The organism is Winogradskyella sp. (assembly GCF_965228925.1).
Lineage (GTDB): Bacteria > Bacteroidota > Bacteroidia > Flavobacteriales > Flavobacteriaceae > Winogradskyella.
On the sequence record NZ_OZ245845.1, the window covers coordinates 4,781,614 to 4,800,675 of the forward strand.

Here is a 19,062-nt window from a genome sequence, read left to right on the forward strand (position 1 = left end):
AAATGGATTTATCTCACGACTACAAATCGTTTTGGACCGTTTCCAAATGATAAAATAATTTCGAAGATTTCTACAGGCTAGTCCTATTTTTGGTATATTAGATTAGGTACAATCCAAGGTTGTAAAAAATGAGTAAGCGTATCACATTAAAAGAAATTGCCAATAAATTCAATGTCTCTATTGCCACTGTTTCTAAGGCTTTAAACGATAGCTATGAAATTAGCACAAAGACCAAGGAAAAAATTCAAGAATACGCAAGGCAACGACATTACAAACCCAATAGCGTTGCGCTAAGCCTCCTCAATAAAAAGACAAAAACCATTGGTGTTATTATACCCAATATTATGAACAGTTTTTTTACCAAGACCTTTGTTGGTATAGAAAAAAAAGCTGATGAAAAAGGGTACAATCTTATATCGTGTATTTCGAATGAGTCTTACGAAAAGGAAGTTAAGACCATGGAGCTTTTAAAAAATGGAACTCTCGATGGTTTCATATTATCTATTGCTGAGGAAACCCAAGCGAAAGAACAGTACGAACATTTTAAAAATGCCATTAACGAAGGTGTCCCTATTGTGATGTTCGATCGGGTCACCGAAGAAATCGACTGCGATAAGGTCATCGTAAATGACTTAGAGGGCGCCTATAATGCTACGCGTCATTTAATCCTAACGGGTTGTAAGAAAATCGCTTTGATTTCGGTTATTGACAATTTAAGTGTTGGTAAGCTAAGAGTAGAAGGTTATAAGAAAGCTTTACAAAAGTTCAATATCGCTGTAGATGATAAATTAATAGTCAAAATTGGCAAGAATGAGGATTTTGAAACCGCCATGAAGATTATTCTATCGGATAAAGCCATTGATGGCTTACTATGTTTAGAGGAAAGCTCTGCAGTACGGTCATTAGAGCTCGTAAAAAAAATGAGCTATAAAATCCCTGAAGACATGTCCATTATTTGTTTTACTAACGGAAAATTACCACGATATGTCACACCGCGAATTACAACTATAAGTCAGCACGGAAAGTACATTGGTGAAACTGCGGCAGAAATGCTCATTGATCGCTTAGAAAGCAAAGATAGTGACCAGATACCCTTTACTACAAAGGTTATAAAAACGAGTCTAATCGAAAGGGATACTACAAAGCGACTCGACTAAACTGAAACATGGTTTCATTGGTATATATGTCACCTGCCTCCAAAATCGTAGATTCAAATCTTTTTTTATTTGGTGCGTCTGGCATTTTTTGGGTTTCGAAACATATGGCTGGATTCTGAGTATACCTCATCCCATTTTTAAATACAATATTTTTATCAAAGGCTTTAGGTGTGTAAATCACTATAGCTGGTTGGTTCGTAAAAACATTCATTTTAATACCTGAAGTTGGCGATATCAATGTTGCGGCTACTTCAGATTTATCCTTAAGCACAAACGTATCGTCAAACCCTTTAGATTCGAGAAAATCTAATGTCTTTAATTGAGTCAAATCGAATAGCGTCCCTTTTGATTTTTTGAGATGGCCATTTGGAATTAAATTATGGAATACGCCTAAATGTCTTTCACTATTTACAAAAAGGGAATGATCCCTTATACTATGTTTGCCATTTAGATTGAAATAAGAGTGGTTCGTTAAATTTACATGCGTCGTTTTATCTGTTGTGGCCGTGTAGGTTATCTTTAAAGTATTTGTTTCTAGTAATTGGTAAATTACAGATACGTCGAGATTACCTGGATAGCCCTCCTCTAAATGTACTGAACGATAAGAAAGTTTGATCCAAGGATTTTTCCCTTCATTGATACCTGCTAATTCCCAGTACTTTTTATCAAAACCTACTTTTCCTCCGTGCAGATGCACCTTATCTTCGGAATGTAAAGGATAAAAGACCTTATTAATTGTAATACCACCATTTGATATTCGACCAGCAAACCTTCCAACAGAAGCTCCTAGAAACAAAGCATTTTTTTTCGTATTGGGAAGGTAATAATCCTCAATATTGTCAAAGCCAACGGTGACATTGGTTGTATTGCCATATTTGTCTGGTACTCTAAGAGCGACTATGGTAGCCCCATAATTTAATACCTCCAATTCCATACCATTGGAATTTGATATCGTGAAGGTTTTAACGAAAGTAGAAGTCTCAATCAATTGAAATCAATTTTTATTTAAGAATAGGCGCAGAGCTTATTTGATAAAAGATTAAAAGGCCTTGGATAAGTCGCTTCATTGTCAAAGTGGTAAATATTCGAACCAGTCAAAATCGGCATGACGTGTATTATTGCTTAAGTCCTGGCAGCATAAACCCACAAAGCAACCTGTAAATGCTGGCCTATAGCGATCACTATTATTGGTGACATAATCATCTGATAAAATGCTTAAGTCTAATGCTTCACCTACATTTTGAAAGTTGTCATTATTCAGGCTAAAACTAAATTGTAATCTATCGCAATTCGTCTCTGCCCTTAAGTAAATGGTTGAAGATCTCGGCACTATGATTTGTTCTTTACTCTCCATCTGTTTATAATTATCGCAGGACAAAATAGATAGGCACTTCTCCCCTAAATCATTGGCCGAAATATGCAAATAATGATAATGTGCGGTATTGTAGTATAAAATCAAGCCAGCTAAATGCTGAAAACGTTTGGGTTCAAAATCTATTGCTGTGGTAATTCTGGCCTTAAAATGCTGTAACCTTCTTGCGACCAGAGCCTGAGTATGCGTAGAACTCAACGATTCTTTGCCTTTTAATCTTAAATAACCTGGTCGTTCCGTTAAACTTAGCACATTTTCATTAAGCGGTATACGTAAGGATTGAAAATCCAAGGGTAATTCAGAAGTATCAAAATCGTATTTAGAATCTGAGGCGTCAAATACATGAGGCTTTAAATTACTTTCTGGGATTTCTAATCGAGGAAGTGCGCTCCCCGACTTTAAATAGGGCCAATCGTTTTTCCATTCTATCGCTTCAATACCAGTTTCTCTGCCCAATGTACATCTACCTAATTCGGTCAATGGCCTACCCAACAAAAAAGTAATGTACCAGTCTCCATGTTGGGTTTCGACTAAAGACGCATGCCCTGATTTTTGAATTTTATGTTCAGGATGTAATGAACAGGTCAAGAAAGGATTGTCCGGGTGTGGCTCATAGGGCCCAGTAATCTGCTTAGCACGAAATATAGTCTCTGCATGGCCGTATTCTGTACCGCCTTCTGCCAACATTAAATAATAATAGCTATGCCTTTTATAGATATGAGGCCCTTCCGTTTTACCGAATACTGACCCTTCAGTCAGATAATAAGTGTCCCCAACAAGTTGTTTATTTTGCTCGGAGTACTCCTGTAATTCAATACCCCCAAAAAATTTCCCTTCTCTATGATCCACGATCATGTTTACAAACCAAATCTTATCATCATCATGAAAAAACGAACCATCAAAACCACTAGATTTTAAGTAAATAGGTTCGCTCCATGCTCCAAGAATGTCCTGAGTAGTCACCACATAGTTCGGCGTATCTTTCCAAACACCGTCAAACGATTTTACGTTGGTATAAACCAAATAGAATGTGCCGTTATTGTATGATAAGCATGGGGCCCAAACGCCACATGAATCCGGCACACCTTTCATATCTAATTGTGATTTTCGATTGAGAGGTTGCGCAATAAGTTTCCAGTGTTTTAAGTCTTTAGAATGATGTATTTGTACACCAGGAAACCACTCGAAAGTTGAAGTCGCTATATAATAATCATCACCTACCCTACATATAGAAGGGTCTGGATTAAAGCCTTTTAATATTGGATTCTGAATCATTTTACTACGCTTTTACCAAGTCTTGTTCAATTTCCTCCAAGGATTTGCCTTTGGTCTCTGGTAATATGTTTAACATTATAAAAAAGCCAACCAAAGCAATGGCGCCGAATATGAAAAAACTCATCGCATTACCCAAGTTAGACAATTCCCAGGGAAATACTTGCTGTACCAACCAACTAACAAATGAATTGACAAAGCCAATGACACCGATTGCCAACCCTCTGTACATATTTGGAAATAATTCCGACAGCATTACCCACATGACTGGACCTAATGAAAAGGCAAAACAGGCAATAAAACCTAAGATTCCTATGAGTACTAAAACAGCATTCATCGATGTTGCAGCCTCCAGTATGACACCTTCATTTTTAGAATATACTTGATTACCAAGTGCAGACTTCATGGCATTTTTAAATTCTAAATCATTGTTGAATGTTTGTCCTGAAAATCCTTCTAATTTTTCTTTTCCATTAAATTCAAATCGGGCGATTTTTTCAGATGATAAATTATAGGTAGCTTGGTTAAAACCATAAGCACATATCAATAAACTCAAGGCGATTCCTCCTACACCCACCAACATTAATGGACGTCTTCCCATTCTATCGATGAGGAACATCGCGACAATCGTAAAAGCAACTGTTGTTAAACTCAATAATATTCCTGAAGCAAAAGCAGCGTCGGTTCCAATCCCAGTTTGTTTAAAGATGGAAGTAGCATAAAAATATATGGCATTAATCCCTGTAATTTGCTGAAGTACTCCTATGACTAAACCTACGATCATCACAAATTTCAAAGCCGGCTTAAACAGGTCTTTTAATCTTACGTTTTCCTCAACAGCCTTATTTTTTTCGAGGCTATCCACAATCATATGGGCTTCCTCTTGTGCTAAAGACGCACCATGCATGCTCTCTAAAACTAGAACTGCCTCTTCCCTCCTGTTCTTAGTAAATAGCCATCGTGGACTTTTCGGAACAAAAAACATCAGAATAAAATAAAGTATAGCAGGAAGAAATTCTACCCCAAGCATCCAACGCCAAACATTGGCTTCGGTCAAAAAGGTACTTTCGCCAGAGGTAAACGCTTTATTAAAAAAATAGTTGCTTAAAAACGCGGCAAAAAAACCAAGTACAATGTTTAATTGTTGGATGGAAACGAGTTGGCCTCGGTTTTTTGCAGACGAAATTTCTGCAATATAGGTAGGCGCTAATATTAATGCCGCACCAAATGCCAAGCCTCCAATCATTCTAGCGATGTATAACATTTCGTATGAGGTAGCATAGGCCGAGAGAATGGCTGATAATGCATAAAGAAATGCAACCATTATCAGGATTCTTTTGCGTCCGATGATATCGCTTAATCTCCCAGAAACCAGCATCGCAAACATAGACGCAAACGAAGGAGAACTCACAGCCCAACCCAATTGACCATCTGATAAGTTAAACTCTGGTCCTGCATAAGACATCACGCCTGAGATAATTCCAGCGTCAAAGCCAAATAAAAATCCCCCTAATGAGACGACGAATGCTACAAATAACGATTTCTTCATATATCTAATTTATTCAGATGGATATTTTAGACCAATTTGCTTTCTTACCTCATCTACAATACTAATAAGGTTCAAACTATCTTGATGCGACCATAAATCGCTTTCAATCTTATGCTCTCGAATACAGCGATGGCATTCTTCTATTTCATATGTAAATCCCTTGCCTTTTGTTGGGTGTGCGTAATCTACAACATGATTGTTTTTTAGTAATGAATAGGATTGTGTTTCGTGCCAAACGCTATTCAAATTTATTCTACCCGCTTCACCACTAATCGTAGCCATCATATTAGAAGGGGATACAAAACTACTATGTAACACGGCTTGAGCATCATCGTACTGTAAAATCATAGCTGTTTGCTTGTCACAACCGGAAGCATAAAAATTAGCGGAAGCTAATACTTTTTTTGGCATACCAAGCACTACATAAGACAAAAAAAGTGGATAAACACCCATATCCAACAGAGTGCCTCCGCCTAGTTCTTTGTTGGTCATTCGACTTCCTTCAGTGACCGGTACATAGAACGCAAAATCCGCATTAATATATTTCACTTTACCTATGACCCCTTTTCTAATTTGATATAGAGCTTCCTGAACTGACGGATTAAAACGTGTCCAAAAGGCTTCCATAAAAAACTTCTTGTGCGCTTTGGAAGCATTGACCATCTTTAAGGCTTGTTCATAGTTAAGAGCTACTGGTTTTTCACAGAGTACGTGCTTACCATGTGTCATTGCCTTAATGCTCAACTCGGCATGAGAGTCATGGGGTGTTCCAATATAAATGATATCTACTTGAGGATCTTTAAAAATGTCTTCGTAGGAGCCATACGCTTTTTCTGCACTAAACTTTTTGGCAAAAGCATCAGCTTTGTTCTGTGTTCTTGAAGCGACCGCATAGACTTCTGCGGTATCTACCATACATAAATCAGTTACAAACTGATCTGATATATTACCCAGACCGACGATTCCCCATTTTATTTGTTTCGACATGCGCTCTATTTGTTTTTTACATAGAATGGAATATTTGCATTTCCCGCCTTATGTTTTCCATCATATACATAGACCAGAATCCTATATTCGCCTTCTTCCTCTGGTGACTTAAAAGTAAAATCGCCATTGGTGTCTTTTAAAACTTCTAATTGAAGTCGTTTCGGTTTTTGCTCTTTTTCACCTCCTAGACTTCTCACATCGACTTCATGAGCTACTTCCCATTTATAACTCAATTGATCTCCATCTATATCTGAGGCAATGACTTTGGCATTATACACGGTGTTTGGTTCTAAATAAATATTATCCTGAGCTTGTTTCCCATCCAATAAAATTTTATCTACTCTCGGTGTTCTATTTTCAGGGTACTTACCCGTCCATAGTTTAATTAAATTATCCAAATATTCGGTTTGTCTACCATCATCATGATGCATCCCATACCAGGTTGGTGTGCGTTCGTGCTTTTGTCCCCAAACAAAGGCAAATCCACCCAAACATTTTCCAGAGGTATTATTAATTAATCCTTTGTGTATACGTTGTTTTATACCATCGGCTTTGGGTCCGCTCGGTTCCTCAATCTCTCTATTCCACTCCGTTTTTGGCATTTCCCAAAACCCACGAGGTCCAAATTCGGTCACCATATAAGGTTTGGTGATTCCCGCATCCTTTATTCGTTTTTCAACATGTTCCAAATCCGCATATACCTGAACGGATAGGATATCCAACTGTGGAACCCGCTCTAACGCCACCTTTAAATGTGGTTCTATGACTCCTGCAAAGGTCATCGTTACAGGATGATTTGGATCCACTTCATGAATGTAATCTACAACATCTGCCATGGCGTCATAGACTTTTGGGTTTACATCGCGTAAGGTGGTGCCATCGTCTTCAAACAAAAGATTTAACTCATTCCCTACCACCCAACACAGTAGGTTGGGATGATCTTTATAAGTGTTTATAATGCTTTTGACGTTTTCAAATTGATTGGCTACGGCACTCGTGTCATTGTAGTCAAAGCCCCAGAGTTCTTTGCCAATACTTATCCCCATGGCCACCATAAGATCATGCTTTTCTGCTGCTTTTAATATGGTGTCTGCATATTTTGTGGACCAAGTTCGTATGGCATTTGCCCCCGTTTGTGCTAGTTCATCAAAACTGGCTCGGTATTCATAATTAAAGCCTAAGCCCTTGAGTTGAAAAAGCGTATCGTTGACATAAAAATTGGATTGCCCATTAACCGATCTAACTTCTACTTTAGATGGTTTTTTTACATCGTGATCGGACCTCTCACAAGAGAAGCATAATAGACTTACCACCATTATGACATATAAAACTCTCATAGCTTGCGTTCTTCAATCACTTCTTGAGTTGAAAATCGATACCGCATATTCCGGTATACACAAATATCCGTGATATCCTCAGATGTGCCTTTTGGTATGGCTCTAAAATTGGACGAAATACGATCTTGCTTAGCTGGTGTCACACGATGCCAACAATGCCCATGAAGAAAAATGACGGTGCCTTTCTTTGGCTGATAGACTTGTTGTCCAACCATCTCCTCATGAGGATCACCAATGGTGAGCTCGCCTTTAATATGGGTCTTTGGAAATACCACAATTGCGCCACCCGTAGCATCTGTAATGTCGTGGGTATACACCAATCTATTGATGTTGAATTTTGTGTTATCTGACGGTGGGCAATCTTGATGCCAGGCTTGACCAATGGTCCCCGCTTTAGAATACATCATCATGCAATACAGGTTTTCCCAGCTATCATTTAATATGGTATCCGTGATTTTATTAAAGGTTTCATTTTTATCGACCTCATCAAAATAAGGCTTGTTTTCGCGATAAGGAAACCAAGGCACGACCTGAACTTTTGATTTTTGTTCAAATTCGCTATTTAATTCAGACTCAGGGTCACTTTCAAAATGATCTAGAATCCTCCTATTGTACTCATCCATAAGCTCATCAGAAAAAAACTTTTCGAAAATAACATAGCCATTTTCCCAAAATTCTTGAGCTACTTTTTCAAAATCCATATCTAAAGCATTTAGTTATTGTTGTATAAGTCCTCATATAAGCTTTCAGATGAATGAATAAAATAAGGGGTATAGACTTTTTCTTTCCATCTTTTGCTCATGGTATCGTTAAGATGTAATCGGGCATCTATTTTACTAAAGGTAGGGTTGCTCATCCACATAGGATGTGAATCCCAATGGCAATTAATGTAATGCACCGCTTTAATTACATCCTTGTTTTTCTCAATGGCATTAAAGAATGGTATAAACCATTTATCCCAAGCCTCTTCAGCTTGTTCTGGATTACTGAGTTGTGTCTCTTTACAAACACCATAAAGCTTTCCGAAGTAATCTGAAATTGTTGGTGTAGCTTCAGCAATAAACACGGGCTTTCCCTTCTTACGGGCAAATTCAAACATTTCAATTTCCTTCCAACGATTAAAGAAAGACACCCCACACCAGTCCACATAGTCATCACCCGGATACCAGCCTTCTAAATGCTCCTGTCCAGATATAAAGCCAACAGATTGCCAAACATAAGCCGTATTCTCAACACCTTTTGCTCTTAATCGGTCCACAATTCTTTTATAGGCTTTTATGGTAGACGCTCGGTCATAGTGATTCCAAGGATCACCATCAAACTCATAGGCAATTCTCAGAAAAACTGGGCGCTTTCCCAATGACAACAAGAAGTCAGCAAGTTTATCAATGTATTCATCGTGCGTACCATCGGCTACTTTCTCTTCATGATTTACAAATTGTAAACCTATGGCTAAAGCCATATTTTCGTAATCAGGATCTGCCAATTGTAGGGATGCATTATAGTCATTGTCTCCCCAATCGTGGGTTTCCCACAAACCATCCAAACCTTCTTGGATTCTTCCAAAGGAATCATCTCCTGGATTAATGTTCGTATACGTTGTCCAACCTGCAGGACGTTTGTAGTGGTCTAAATAACCATCGTTATAATTTTCGAGTCCTCCAATAGCTTCCAACTCTTGACCGGCAAATAATAAAACGCCCTCCCTGGGCTCAAATTTTGCTAAATCCCTTTTTTGTTCAGTTGTCTTTTTCTCCTCTGCCACATCCTTATTACTTGATGTACTGCATGAAAACAGCAAGGTAAATGAGAGTGCGAATATGATCGTCTTATTCATGATTGATAGTTTTTAATTTCCTTTTTTATAATCCTCTAAAAATTTGGCCAACCCAATATCAGTCAATGGATGATTTAATAGACCCATGATTGAGGATAATGGCCCTGTCATAACATCACTACCTAGTTTTGCACAATCAATGACATGCATAGTGTGTCTAACGGATGCCGACAGAATTTGAGTATTGAATCCATAATTGTTGTACACCTGTCTTATTTCTGAAATAAGATGTAAACCGTCTGTAGAAATATCATCTAATCGTCCTAAAAATGGCGAAACATAGGTTGCACCCGCTTTAGCAGCTAATAAGGCTTGACCTACCGAAAAGACAAGCGTCACATTGGTTTTAATGCCTTTATCTGAAAAGTATTTACAGGCCTTAACACCATCTTTAATCATCGGAAGTTTGACCACGATCTGAGGGTTTAAATTGGATAGTTCTTCGCCCTCTTTTACCATCCCTTCAAAGTCCGTAGCAATGACTTCTGCTGACACGTCACCATCAACGATCTTACAGATATCTTGGTAATGCTGCAATATATTCTCTTTTCCGACAACACCCTCCTTGGCCATTAGAGATGGGTTGGTGGTTACACCATCCAAAACACCTAATGCTTGTGCTTCTCTAATCTGATCTAAGTTTGCCGTGTCTATAAAAAACTTCATGTATTTAGTGTGTATTTTCTTTAGAATTAGACTTATCCTGTGAAATAGGTTAATATTGAAATAATTACAATGACTAATAGTACAGATAGTATGACATCTATGGTATCATAACTTCTTTTAGTTTCTAATTTTTGTTCTTCCGAAAGTGTTCCAAAAGCTAGTCCCCTAATCGTTGTATAATCTGGTGCTGTACTTGCTAAACTTACCGTAATACAAACCATGACTGAAAAGACAAACATAAAAATAGCCATGTGTGCAAAATTTATGGATGCGAATGAATAGGCTATTCCCGTTAAGCCATCTATATTTATTTCGGCTGTAATTCTCAATGCAGCAACCAATAGTCCCGACATTAAGGTCCAGATGGCAGCCTTTGCATTGACACGTTTCCAAATAATACCCAAAATGAATACCGCTGTAATTGGTGGTGCGATATAGGATTGGACGCTTTGTAGATATTTGTAAAGAGTTCCGCCTCCAATTTTATCCATAATCGGAATCCAAATAATCCCAAGCAAGACCACTATCCCAGTCGCAATTCTTCCAATTTTAAGAAGACGCTTTTCGGACATTTGAGGTTTTAGTTTCTTATAAATATCAATCGTGAAAATCGTAGAACATGAATTAAACACCGAAGCTAGCGAACTCATTAACGCGGCCATAAGTCCTCCGGCGACCAAACCTTTTAGCCCAACAGGAAGTAATGCTTTTACCATAGCTGGAAAGACCTGATCTGCTTTTTCATAACTCAAAACTCCTTTTTGCGATAAGGCAAAAGCGATTATACCTGGGATTAAAAAAATAAATATGGGAAGTATTTTTAAATAGGCTCCAAAAATAGCGCCACGCCTTCCAATTTTGATGTTGTTAGCGGCTAAAGTACGTTGCACAATGTATTGATCTGTACACCAGTACCATATCCCAACGATAGTGCCGCCAAATAACAATCCTGTCCAAGGAAAATCTGGGTCAGACATAGGACGCCACATATTAAAATGTTCGGATCCTACTGTAGCTCTTAGCGCTTCCCATCCTCCAACTTCTTGTAATCCTAGATAAGTAATAATTACAGATCCCAAAATGAGAATTATGGTCTGAAGGGTTTCGGTATAAATTACAGCTTTCATACCTCCTAAAATGGTATAAATCCCTGTAAATATTACAATACCTATGGCGCCATACCAAAACGGGATTCCCAATAATTCGGAAACAACGATACCGCCAGCATAAATGGTTACCGACACCTTGGTAATGACATAACCAACTAAAGAAAATACAGATAGAAACCAACGCGAACGTGCATCGAAACGTTTCTCCAAAAATTCTGGCATTGTAAACGAGTCACTTCTTATATAAAATGGGAGAAATAACCATCCTAAAAGAAGTACTATCCATGCGTGTAATTCGTAATGCGCCATGGGCATGCCCGATTCGGCTCCTGTACCAGCCAAACCAACGACATGTTCTGAACCAATATTAGAAGCAAAGATTGAGGCGCCTATAACGAACCAACCCACATTTCTACCAGCGAGAAAATAGTCTTCTGTATTTTTATTCTTCTGGAGGATAACCCATACCGCTACGGCCATCAACGCTAAGAAATAACAACCCAAGACCACCCAATCTAAGCTCTCTAATACTGAATTCACGCTATTAATTAGATGTATTGGTTAATGATATTTTCAAACAATTCTTGTTTGCCACTTTGTAATTGTAATTCACCGTTCTCTTGAGCTATCTCATATAGTGCTTTGAGATCTAACTTGCCTTCTTCGAATGCCTTGCCTTTACCTGAATCAAATGAACTATAGCGTTGCTGTCTTAGTTTTTCATACGGTGAGGAAGCGATGATTTTATCCGCCGTAATCAGCGCTCTTGCAAAGGTGTCTGCGCCACCGATATGCGCGAGAAATACATCTTCCATATCCGTTGAGTTTCTCCTGATTTTTGCATCGAAATTAACGCCGCCACCTTGAAGACCGCCAGCTTTGAGAAATACCAACATGGCTTCGGTAGTTTCTTGAATATTATTTGGGAACTGATCGGTATCCCAACCATTTTGATAATCCCCTCTGTTAGCATCGATACTTCCTAGCATTCCGGCCTTAGCTGCCACTTCAATTTCATGCTGAAAGGTATGCTGGGCTAAAGTGGCGTGGTTGACTTCAATATTAATTTTGAAGTCTTTATCTAAACCATATTCTCTTAAGAACCCAATCGCTGTAGCCGAGTCAAAATCATATTGATGCTTTGAAGGTTCCATCGGTTTGGGCTCTATAAAGAAGGTGCCTTTAAACCCTTGGGCTCTAGCATAGTCCTTTGCCATATGGAGAAACTGTGCCATGTGATCTAACTCCCTACTCATATCCGTGTTTAACAAAGACATATAACCCTCTCTTCCTCCCCAAAAGACATAATTTTCACCTCCTAGAGCTATCGTAGCATCTATGGCCAATTTTACTTGGCCTCCTGCACGTGCAACCACATTAAAATCTGGATTTGTCGCTGCGCCATTCATATATCTTGGATTTGAAAAACAATTGGCAGTTCCCCAGAGTAACTTCTTCCCAGTATCCTTTTGCTTTTGTTTGATGTAATCGACAATCGTAGACAGGCGTTTTTCCGATTCCTTAAATGTTGAAGCTTCTTGTACTAAATCGAAATCGTGAAAGCAGAAATAATCAAATCCTATTTTTGTAAAAAACTCAAAGGCGGCATCTGCTTTGTGCTTGGCGGCCTCAATAGGGTCCTTAGATTGATCCCAAGCAAAATTTTGGGTACCTGGCCCAAATGGATCCGAACCTTGTCCGCAGAAGGTATGCCAATAGGCTATGGCAAACTTAAAATGTTCGCGCATCGTTTTACCGGCAATTTTCTTATCGGGATCATAATATTTAAAGGCTAATGGGTTATCGGAATAATGTCCTTCATATTTAATATTTCCTATCCCTTTAAAATATTCTGCTTTATTTAGTACAATCATAATATGAGTGTTTTATTTATATTTTAAAATATGTTCTAATTCTGTTTTCCATTTATTGTAGGCCGCAATGTATGGGGCATTATTCTTTAGAGGCATAAAGGTCATCACATGGTCATTTTTAGAAATAGTTTCACCAAACTTCTGGTAATCCCCACCTACCAAGCCAGAAGCTCTAGCGGCTCCAATGGCACCTGTTGTGTTATAAATTTCAATTTCATGACCAATTAATGTGGCAACCGTATTGGCAAAAATTTCTGACCTAAATAAATTATCATTTCCCGCCCGAATCACTTTGATTTCTGCATGGTCATTCTTTAGTATTTCCATACCATAGACAAACGAAAAAGCGATACCTTCTAAGGCCGCCCTATATAAATGGCCGTGGCTATGAAGGTTTAAATTTAGATTACAGAATTGCGTCCCCACATTCTTGTTGTTTAGCATTCGCTCTGCGCCATTTCCAAACGGAATCACGACAACACCATCTGATCCCACAGGAATCTTTGATGCTTTACGATTCATGTTCTCATAGGAATTTTCCACACTGTGATTTCGTAACCAACGGTATTGAATCCCTGCGCCATTAACGCATAAAAGCTTCCCAACATTTGGCGTACTTTTAGAATAGTTGACATGGGCAAAATGATTAATTCTTGAGGACTCTTTTGATTTCAGTTGATTGGTTACGGCATATATCACTCCCGAAGTGCCGCCTGTGGCGGCGACTTCACCATTATTAAAAATATTTAAAGACAAGGCATTGTTAGGTTGATCACCAGCGCGATAGTTTAGTGAGATGCCTTCTGGTAATCCTGTAGCTTCTGCTGCGACTTTGGTTACCGTTCCTTGAGATTGAAAATTATCTACGATGTCTGGTGTTAAAGTAACATCGATACCATAATAATCCAATAGCCAATTTGCGGTAGCATTTTCTTTATAATCCCAAAGTATGCCTTCGGACAACCCATTTTTTGTGGTTGAAATTACCCCTGTCAGTTTATAGGCTATATAGTCGCCAGGAAGCATAAATTTATAGACCTTTTTATAAAGCTCCGGTTCATTATCCTTAACCCACTTCAACTTTGAAGCTGTAAAATTACCTGGAGAATTGAGTAAGCTATTGCTACATCGATTTTCTCCCAAATCTACAAAGGCCTTATTTCCAATCTCTATGGCTCTGCTATCGCACCAAATGATGGCATTCCTCAGTGGTTGTCCTTCTTTATCTACAATGACCAAGCCATGCATTTGATAAGAAATTCCAATACCTATAATTTTGCTCGCATCGATATTGGCCTCTACAATGGCTCTCTTCGTTGCTTTGCAGATGTGTTGCCACCAAATTTCAGGGTCTTGTTCGGCCCAATCCGATTGAAAGGATACTATTTCCATTTCATTAGCTGGCTCATGAAGATTCACTAGACTCTTACCCGATTTAGCGTCGGTGATTGCCACCTTTACAGACGAACTTCCTATATCGTAACCAATGTAGTACACTTATATCACTTTTATTTTTTTATCTCAATTAGTAAGATATGAATAGAGATGATGATTATTGCTATTTATGAGTTGTTATAATTAAATATCTACGAAACTTTTTAAGTTAATTTTCTTGAAAAACCCTCACATAATCAATAATCATAAATGCAGGAAAGTCGTTAGGTACTGGATTTACAGATGGTAAATTACCTCCGACCGATAATGCAAATATGAAATAGAACTCATCATTAAATGGATAGGGTTGACCATTGGCCGTTGTTGTGCTTGGTGTCATCGTATGATAGACTACATCATTGACCAGCCATGAAATCTGATCTTCCTCCCATATTATTGAATAAACATAGTATACCTCGTCAAAATTTTCACCATTTAAGGCATCAAAATAAACTGAATTGAAATGATGGTTATTAGGAAAATCGGTACCGTAATGACCGGTTCCTAAAATTTCACTTGGATCTTCACCCAAATACTCTACAATATCTATCTCGCCTCCACTGGGCCACCAAGTTGCTGGCGAATCGATAGTGTAATTATGATTAAGCATAAATAAAGCAGACCATATACCCGATACTGAAGGCATGGCGGCTCTGATATCGACGCGACCATACTGAAATTCAAACTTGTTGTCTGTATGGATTCTTGAAGAGGAATAATCCATACCATTAATGCTTTCATTTTTAGCTTCAATAACTAAGTTGCCGTCTTCAAAGTATAAGTTGTCGTCACTATTCGTAAAGTATTGTTCTTCGTTATTGCCCCAGAAACATAAGTTAGGGCACCCATTACCTAAATGAAAATCCCATTTGTCGGTATCTAAAGTGTTCGTATCAAATTCATCCGACCATACTAATGAATATCCGGTATACGACATTGGTGTTTCATAACCAGATGCGGGAATTTGAACCTCAACCGGACATGGCTCACAATCTGGTCCGCCACAATCTACACCTTCTTCCTCGCCATTCATGATACCATCATCACAGCTTGCACAGGGTTCACAATCACCACCGCAATCTACTCCTGTTTCTGTACCATTCTGCACGCCATCATTACAAGATGACATTAGTCGTGGCCCCTCATCAGATGATGAGCATCCTAGAGCTAATATTAGAATAATAATATATAAGTATATTTTCATGTCGTTAATTAATTTTAAAGATTTTTAAATATGAATTATTAGAAGCAATCAAGAGGCAGGACTTATGCCCTTACCTTATCATGTTGTTGATCTTGGCAAGAGAAGAAAGAAAAAACAATCAGTGCTATAACAATGTGCTTTAACATTAAAGCTATTTTTGATTAAAAAAGAGGCATTAAATTCCATTAAAACTTAATAACCTCTTTTTTATTGAGACTAATAAACAACTAACTTATAATCTCAATTTCAATCTGCATTGTACCAATTAAAGTTTCTTACATAAAATGTTGCTGGTTCTGTATGTCCGGAACCTCCAATTCTTATGGCTATTTGATCGTACTGTACACCAAAACCACTCATGCTGGCTTGTACTCCTGACGCGTCGAACGTAAATGTCTGCCATTCATCATTAGTATCTATGACAGCATTTAATATGGTCCAATGTTCCCAGAAGTTAGGATTGGCATCATTACGCGCCAAAATGATAATTTCAACAGTTGGTGTTACATTACCTCCAATGGTTCCTGATGGCGTATACACTTCAAGACTAAACTTAGCATTAGTAGCAAATGTATATGGATCACCAGAGTTAATTTCAAATTTATAGTCTGAGAAACCGTCAGATATATTTCCTTCTGGTCGATTGTATTTGCCTACAAATCCGTTTTCAGGTCCAACCACTCCAAATTCCATCATTGGTAATGGAGCGCCTTGAGTAGTAACGTCATTTCCTGGGTCTCCGTCAGGGTTAATATTGACACCTTCATTAGTCGCAAATGTTGCAGAGGCAACAACTTCGCGATCTATGAAAACAAAATCTTTGATATAGAAGGTAGCCGCTTCTGTATGACCAGACCCACCAATTCTTATGGCAATTTGATCATATTGTACGCCAAAACCATTCATACTGGCTTGTACGCCAGAACCATCAAATGTGATGGTTTCCCATTCATCAGTACCAGAAAGCACTCCGTTGAGTATGGTCCAATGTTCCCAGAAATTTGGATTTGGATCATTACGTGCAATAAATATAATTTCTACTGTTGGTGTTACATTTCCACCTATGGTCCCAGCTGGTGTATAAACGGATAATTCAATATTACCTAGGCCAGTAAAGTCATAAGCAGCACCACTGTTAATTTCAAATTTATAATCTGAGAATCCATCCGATATATTTCCTTCTGGTCGATTATATCTACCTACAAGCATTGTTGCGTCTTCTGGATCGGCTTCACCAAAAGTAACCATTGGAAGCGCTGCGCCTTGTGTCGTAACATCGTTTCCTGGGTCACCATCAATTAAGTTAACACCTGTCTCTTCCCCTTCAAATGTGTGGAACCTTTCAAACCCAGCGGATTGATAATTAAAGAATCTAGTTACTGCTGCCGTCACACATGGTGGACAATTTGGGCCTCCGCAATCAATTTCCGTTTCGCCATTATTTAAAATGCCATCGTCACAGGTCTCTGGGCATGCATCACAATCTGGACCTCCACAGTCGACTCCCGTTTCGTTTCCATTCATTATACCATCATCGCAGGAAGGGCAAGGCTGGCAGTCACCACCACAATCAACCCCTGTTTCATTTCCGTTTTGCTTGCCATCAAAACAGGTTTCAGGTATGTTATATTCATCCTCACAGGATTGAAAACTTATAGTGAGTCCAACAACCATAACAAGCATTATTAGGTAGCTTAATTTTTTTGCTTTTTTATTCATAACTCGTTTTATTTATTAGTCCGTATTTAATTTTAATAGCCAGGGTTTTGTTCAACTAATCCTGCACTTTGGTCAATCTGCAATTGTGGAATGGGAAGATATTCATCTCTACCCGTGGAAAAACCCCTGGCTGCTAGTACCGTAGCAGCATCTCCCCATCTTACCAAATCCGTAAAGCGATCGTAACCTTCAAAAGAAAGTTCTGCTCTTCTATGGTACTTAAGATCTTCTAATGTATATCCCGTAGAAGTTCCTAGGCCAGCTCTGACCGCAATTTGGTTAAGTGCATCATCGCCTGCACCAGCACCATTTAACATGATTTGAGCTTCGGCTTTAATTAAAAGCACATCTGCATAACGCAATACGATGTCATTAACATCACATTGTTGTGTATTCCCGGTATCTAGTAAATCTTGTGTTTCACTAGGGGTTAAATAAATTTTTCTCTGAATGGCACCAGACGGGAAAAGTGCACTTAAAATTGAGGTATCATCGGCTGTTAAACCTTCTTGTGGTTCTCCACCGACAACTAATGTTCCGAGTTTTCTTTCATCACCATCTGCAAAAGATTCAACAAATTCTATGGTCGGAACAAGGTTGTTCCAACCCGTATTAACGCCACTAATTCCCGCAAACATTTGCCATAACCCAGAACCTATTATTTCCGAAGTTTCTTCAGCAGTCTCAAACCCTAATCCAGATTGTCCAGAAGTAAAAGGAACTTCAAGAATAGTTTCTGATCTATTGCCTTCAGTGGATAATCTAAAGTTATCGACAAAATCATCTTCCAGAGTATAGCCAGTGACAAGGTTGGCATTATCGATAGCACTTTGATAATCATTGTTATATAAAGACACTTTGGCCAAAAGCGCATAAGCTGCCCCTTGGGTCGCCTCATATTTTTCCGAAGGATTGCTCGCCAAATTGGGTAAGGCTTCATTCAAATCTGAAACTATTTGACTATAAACATCTTCTACAGAATTTGCTCTCGGTAATACGACGGCATCTTCTAGGCTCTCAACGGCCTCTAATCTAAGAGGTACAGCGCCAAAATGCTTAGCCAGTTCAAAGTAAAACAGCGCTCTGAAAAACTTTGATTGCGCAATTAAGTTCGCTCTTAATGACTCATCTGAAAAATCAGTAAATCCTTCTAGGTTTTTGATGGCCGTATTTGCTCTATTAATACCCTTAAACCATTTAGACCATAGCGCCTGTACACTTTGCTGGCTAGGCGTGATTGTTGAAAATTGGTTGAAATCCCGTCCTGTAATCCAGTTTACTGGATCTCGCTCAGATACGGCATTTCCTCCTCTTAAATCCTGAAAGATATGTGGAATTGTATGAGAGTTAGCAGAAGGACTATTGGAGCTCTGCCATTTTAATACATTTTTTACGTTTCTAGCAATATCAATAACATCTGTTTCTGAAAGATCTAAAGACGTAATCGTGTCTTCTTGTACTACATCAACATCGCATGCCATAAAGTTTACACCTAACATGAGTATGAGTAATACTGCAATAATTTTAAAGTTTAACCTGTTCATA

Annotated in this window: 15 protein-coding genes; 1 reads left to right on the plus strand and 14 read right to left on the minus strand. The window is 38.5% G+C overall.

Annotated features, from left to right (window positions below):
• Positions 1–128: 128 nt before the first annotated feature.
• Positions 129–1,157: a LacI family DNA-binding transcriptional regulator gene (locus ACO052_RS19640; protein WP_422105506.1), complete on the plus strand. Its 1,029-nt coding sequence runs from the start codon at positions 129–131 to the stop codon at positions 1,155–1,157.
• Here the strand turns inward: ACO052_RS19640 and ACO052_RS19645 are convergent.
• From ACO052_RS19645 to ACO052_RS19710, 14 genes are all read right to left on the minus strand, one after another.
• A complete protein-coding gene (locus ACO052_RS19645; RefSeq protein WP_422105507.1) occupies positions 1,138–2,145 on the minus strand; it encodes an aldose epimerase family protein in 1,008 nt (335 codons plus the stop codon). The genes ACO052_RS19640 and ACO052_RS19645 overlap by 20 nt on opposite strands.
• Positions 2,146–2,226: 81 nt before the next feature.
• Positions 2,227–3,804, minus strand: a complete 1,578-nt coding sequence (locus ACO052_RS19650; RefSeq protein WP_422105508.1) for a glycoside hydrolase family 43 protein — start codon at positions 3,802–3,804, stop codon at positions 2,227–2,229.
• A 4-nt stretch (positions 3,805–3,808) separates the two neighbouring features.
• Positions 3,809–5,350 carry a sugar porter family MFS transporter gene (locus ACO052_RS19655; protein ID WP_422105509.1) on the minus strand — a complete coding sequence of 514 codons (1,542 nt, stop codon included), beginning with the start codon at positions 5,348–5,350 and terminating at the stop codon, positions 3,809–3,811.
• Positions 5,351–5,359: 9 nt separating this feature from the next.
• Positions 5,360–6,337 carry a Gfo/Idh/MocA family protein gene (locus tag ACO052_RS19660; RefSeq protein ID WP_422105510.1) on the minus strand — a complete coding sequence of 326 codons (978 nt, stop codon included), beginning with the start codon at positions 6,335–6,337 and terminating at the stop codon, positions 5,360–5,362.
• A gap of 5 nt (positions 6,338–6,342) precedes the next feature.
• Entirely contained in the window at positions 6,343–7,674 is a 1,332-nt protein-coding gene (locus tag ACO052_RS19665; RefSeq protein WP_422105511.1) for a glycoside hydrolase family 2 TIM barrel-domain containing protein, read from the minus strand.
• Complete coding sequence (locus ACO052_RS19670) at positions 7,671–8,375, minus strand: phytanoyl-CoA dioxygenase family protein (RefSeq protein WP_422105512.1); 705 nt, start codon at positions 8,373–8,375, stop codon at positions 7,671–7,673. Before ACO052_RS19670 ends, ACO052_RS19665 begins: the two co-directional genes overlap by 4 nt.
• 11 nt (positions 8,376–8,386) lie before the next feature.
• On the minus strand, positions 8,387–9,511 hold the full coding sequence (locus tag ACO052_RS19675; protein WP_422105513.1) for a glycoside hydrolase family 26 protein: 1,125 nt from the start codon (positions 9,509–9,511) through the stop codon (positions 8,387–8,389).
• A 12-nt stretch (positions 9,512–9,523) separates the two neighbouring features.
• Positions 9,524–10,177, minus strand: coding sequence for a fructose-6-phosphate aldolase (gene fsa / locus ACO052_RS19680; protein WP_422105514.1), 654 nt, complete (start codon positions 10,175–10,177; stop codon positions 9,524–9,526).
• A gap of 32 nt (positions 10,178–10,209) precedes the next feature.
• Positions 10,210–11,766, minus strand: a complete 1,557-nt coding sequence (locus ACO052_RS19685) for a sodium:solute symporter (protein WP_422108084.1) — start codon at positions 11,764–11,766, stop codon at positions 10,210–10,212.
• Positions 11,767–11,834: 68 nt separating this feature from the next.
• Positions 11,835–13,160 (minus strand): xylose isomerase, encoded by a 1,326-nt coding sequence (gene xylA, locus ACO052_RS19690; protein ID WP_422105515.1) that lies wholly within the window; start codon positions 13,158–13,160, stop codon positions 11,835–11,837.
• Between the two features lie 12 nt (positions 13,161–13,172).
• On the minus strand, positions 13,173–14,657 hold the full coding sequence (locus ACO052_RS19695) for a xylulokinase (protein WP_422105516.1): 1,485 nt from the start codon (positions 14,655–14,657) through the stop codon (positions 13,173–13,175).
• Positions 14,658–14,763: 106 nt separating this feature from the next.
• A complete protein-coding gene (locus ACO052_RS19700) occupies positions 14,764–15,798 on the minus strand; it encodes a glycoside hydrolase family 16 protein (protein WP_422105517.1) in 1,035 nt (344 codons plus the stop codon).
• Between the two features lie 246 nt (positions 15,799–16,044).
• On the minus strand, positions 16,045–17,517 hold the full coding sequence (locus tag ACO052_RS19705) for a hypothetical protein (RefSeq protein WP_422105518.1): 1,473 nt from the start codon (positions 17,515–17,517) through the stop codon (positions 16,045–16,047).
• 32 nt (positions 17,518–17,549) lie between these two features.
• Positions 17,550–19,061, minus strand: coding sequence for a RagB/SusD family nutrient uptake outer membrane protein (locus ACO052_RS19710; RefSeq protein WP_422105519.1), 1,512 nt, complete (start codon positions 19,059–19,061; stop codon positions 17,550–17,552).
• Between the last annotated feature and the right edge of the window lies 1 nt (position 19,062).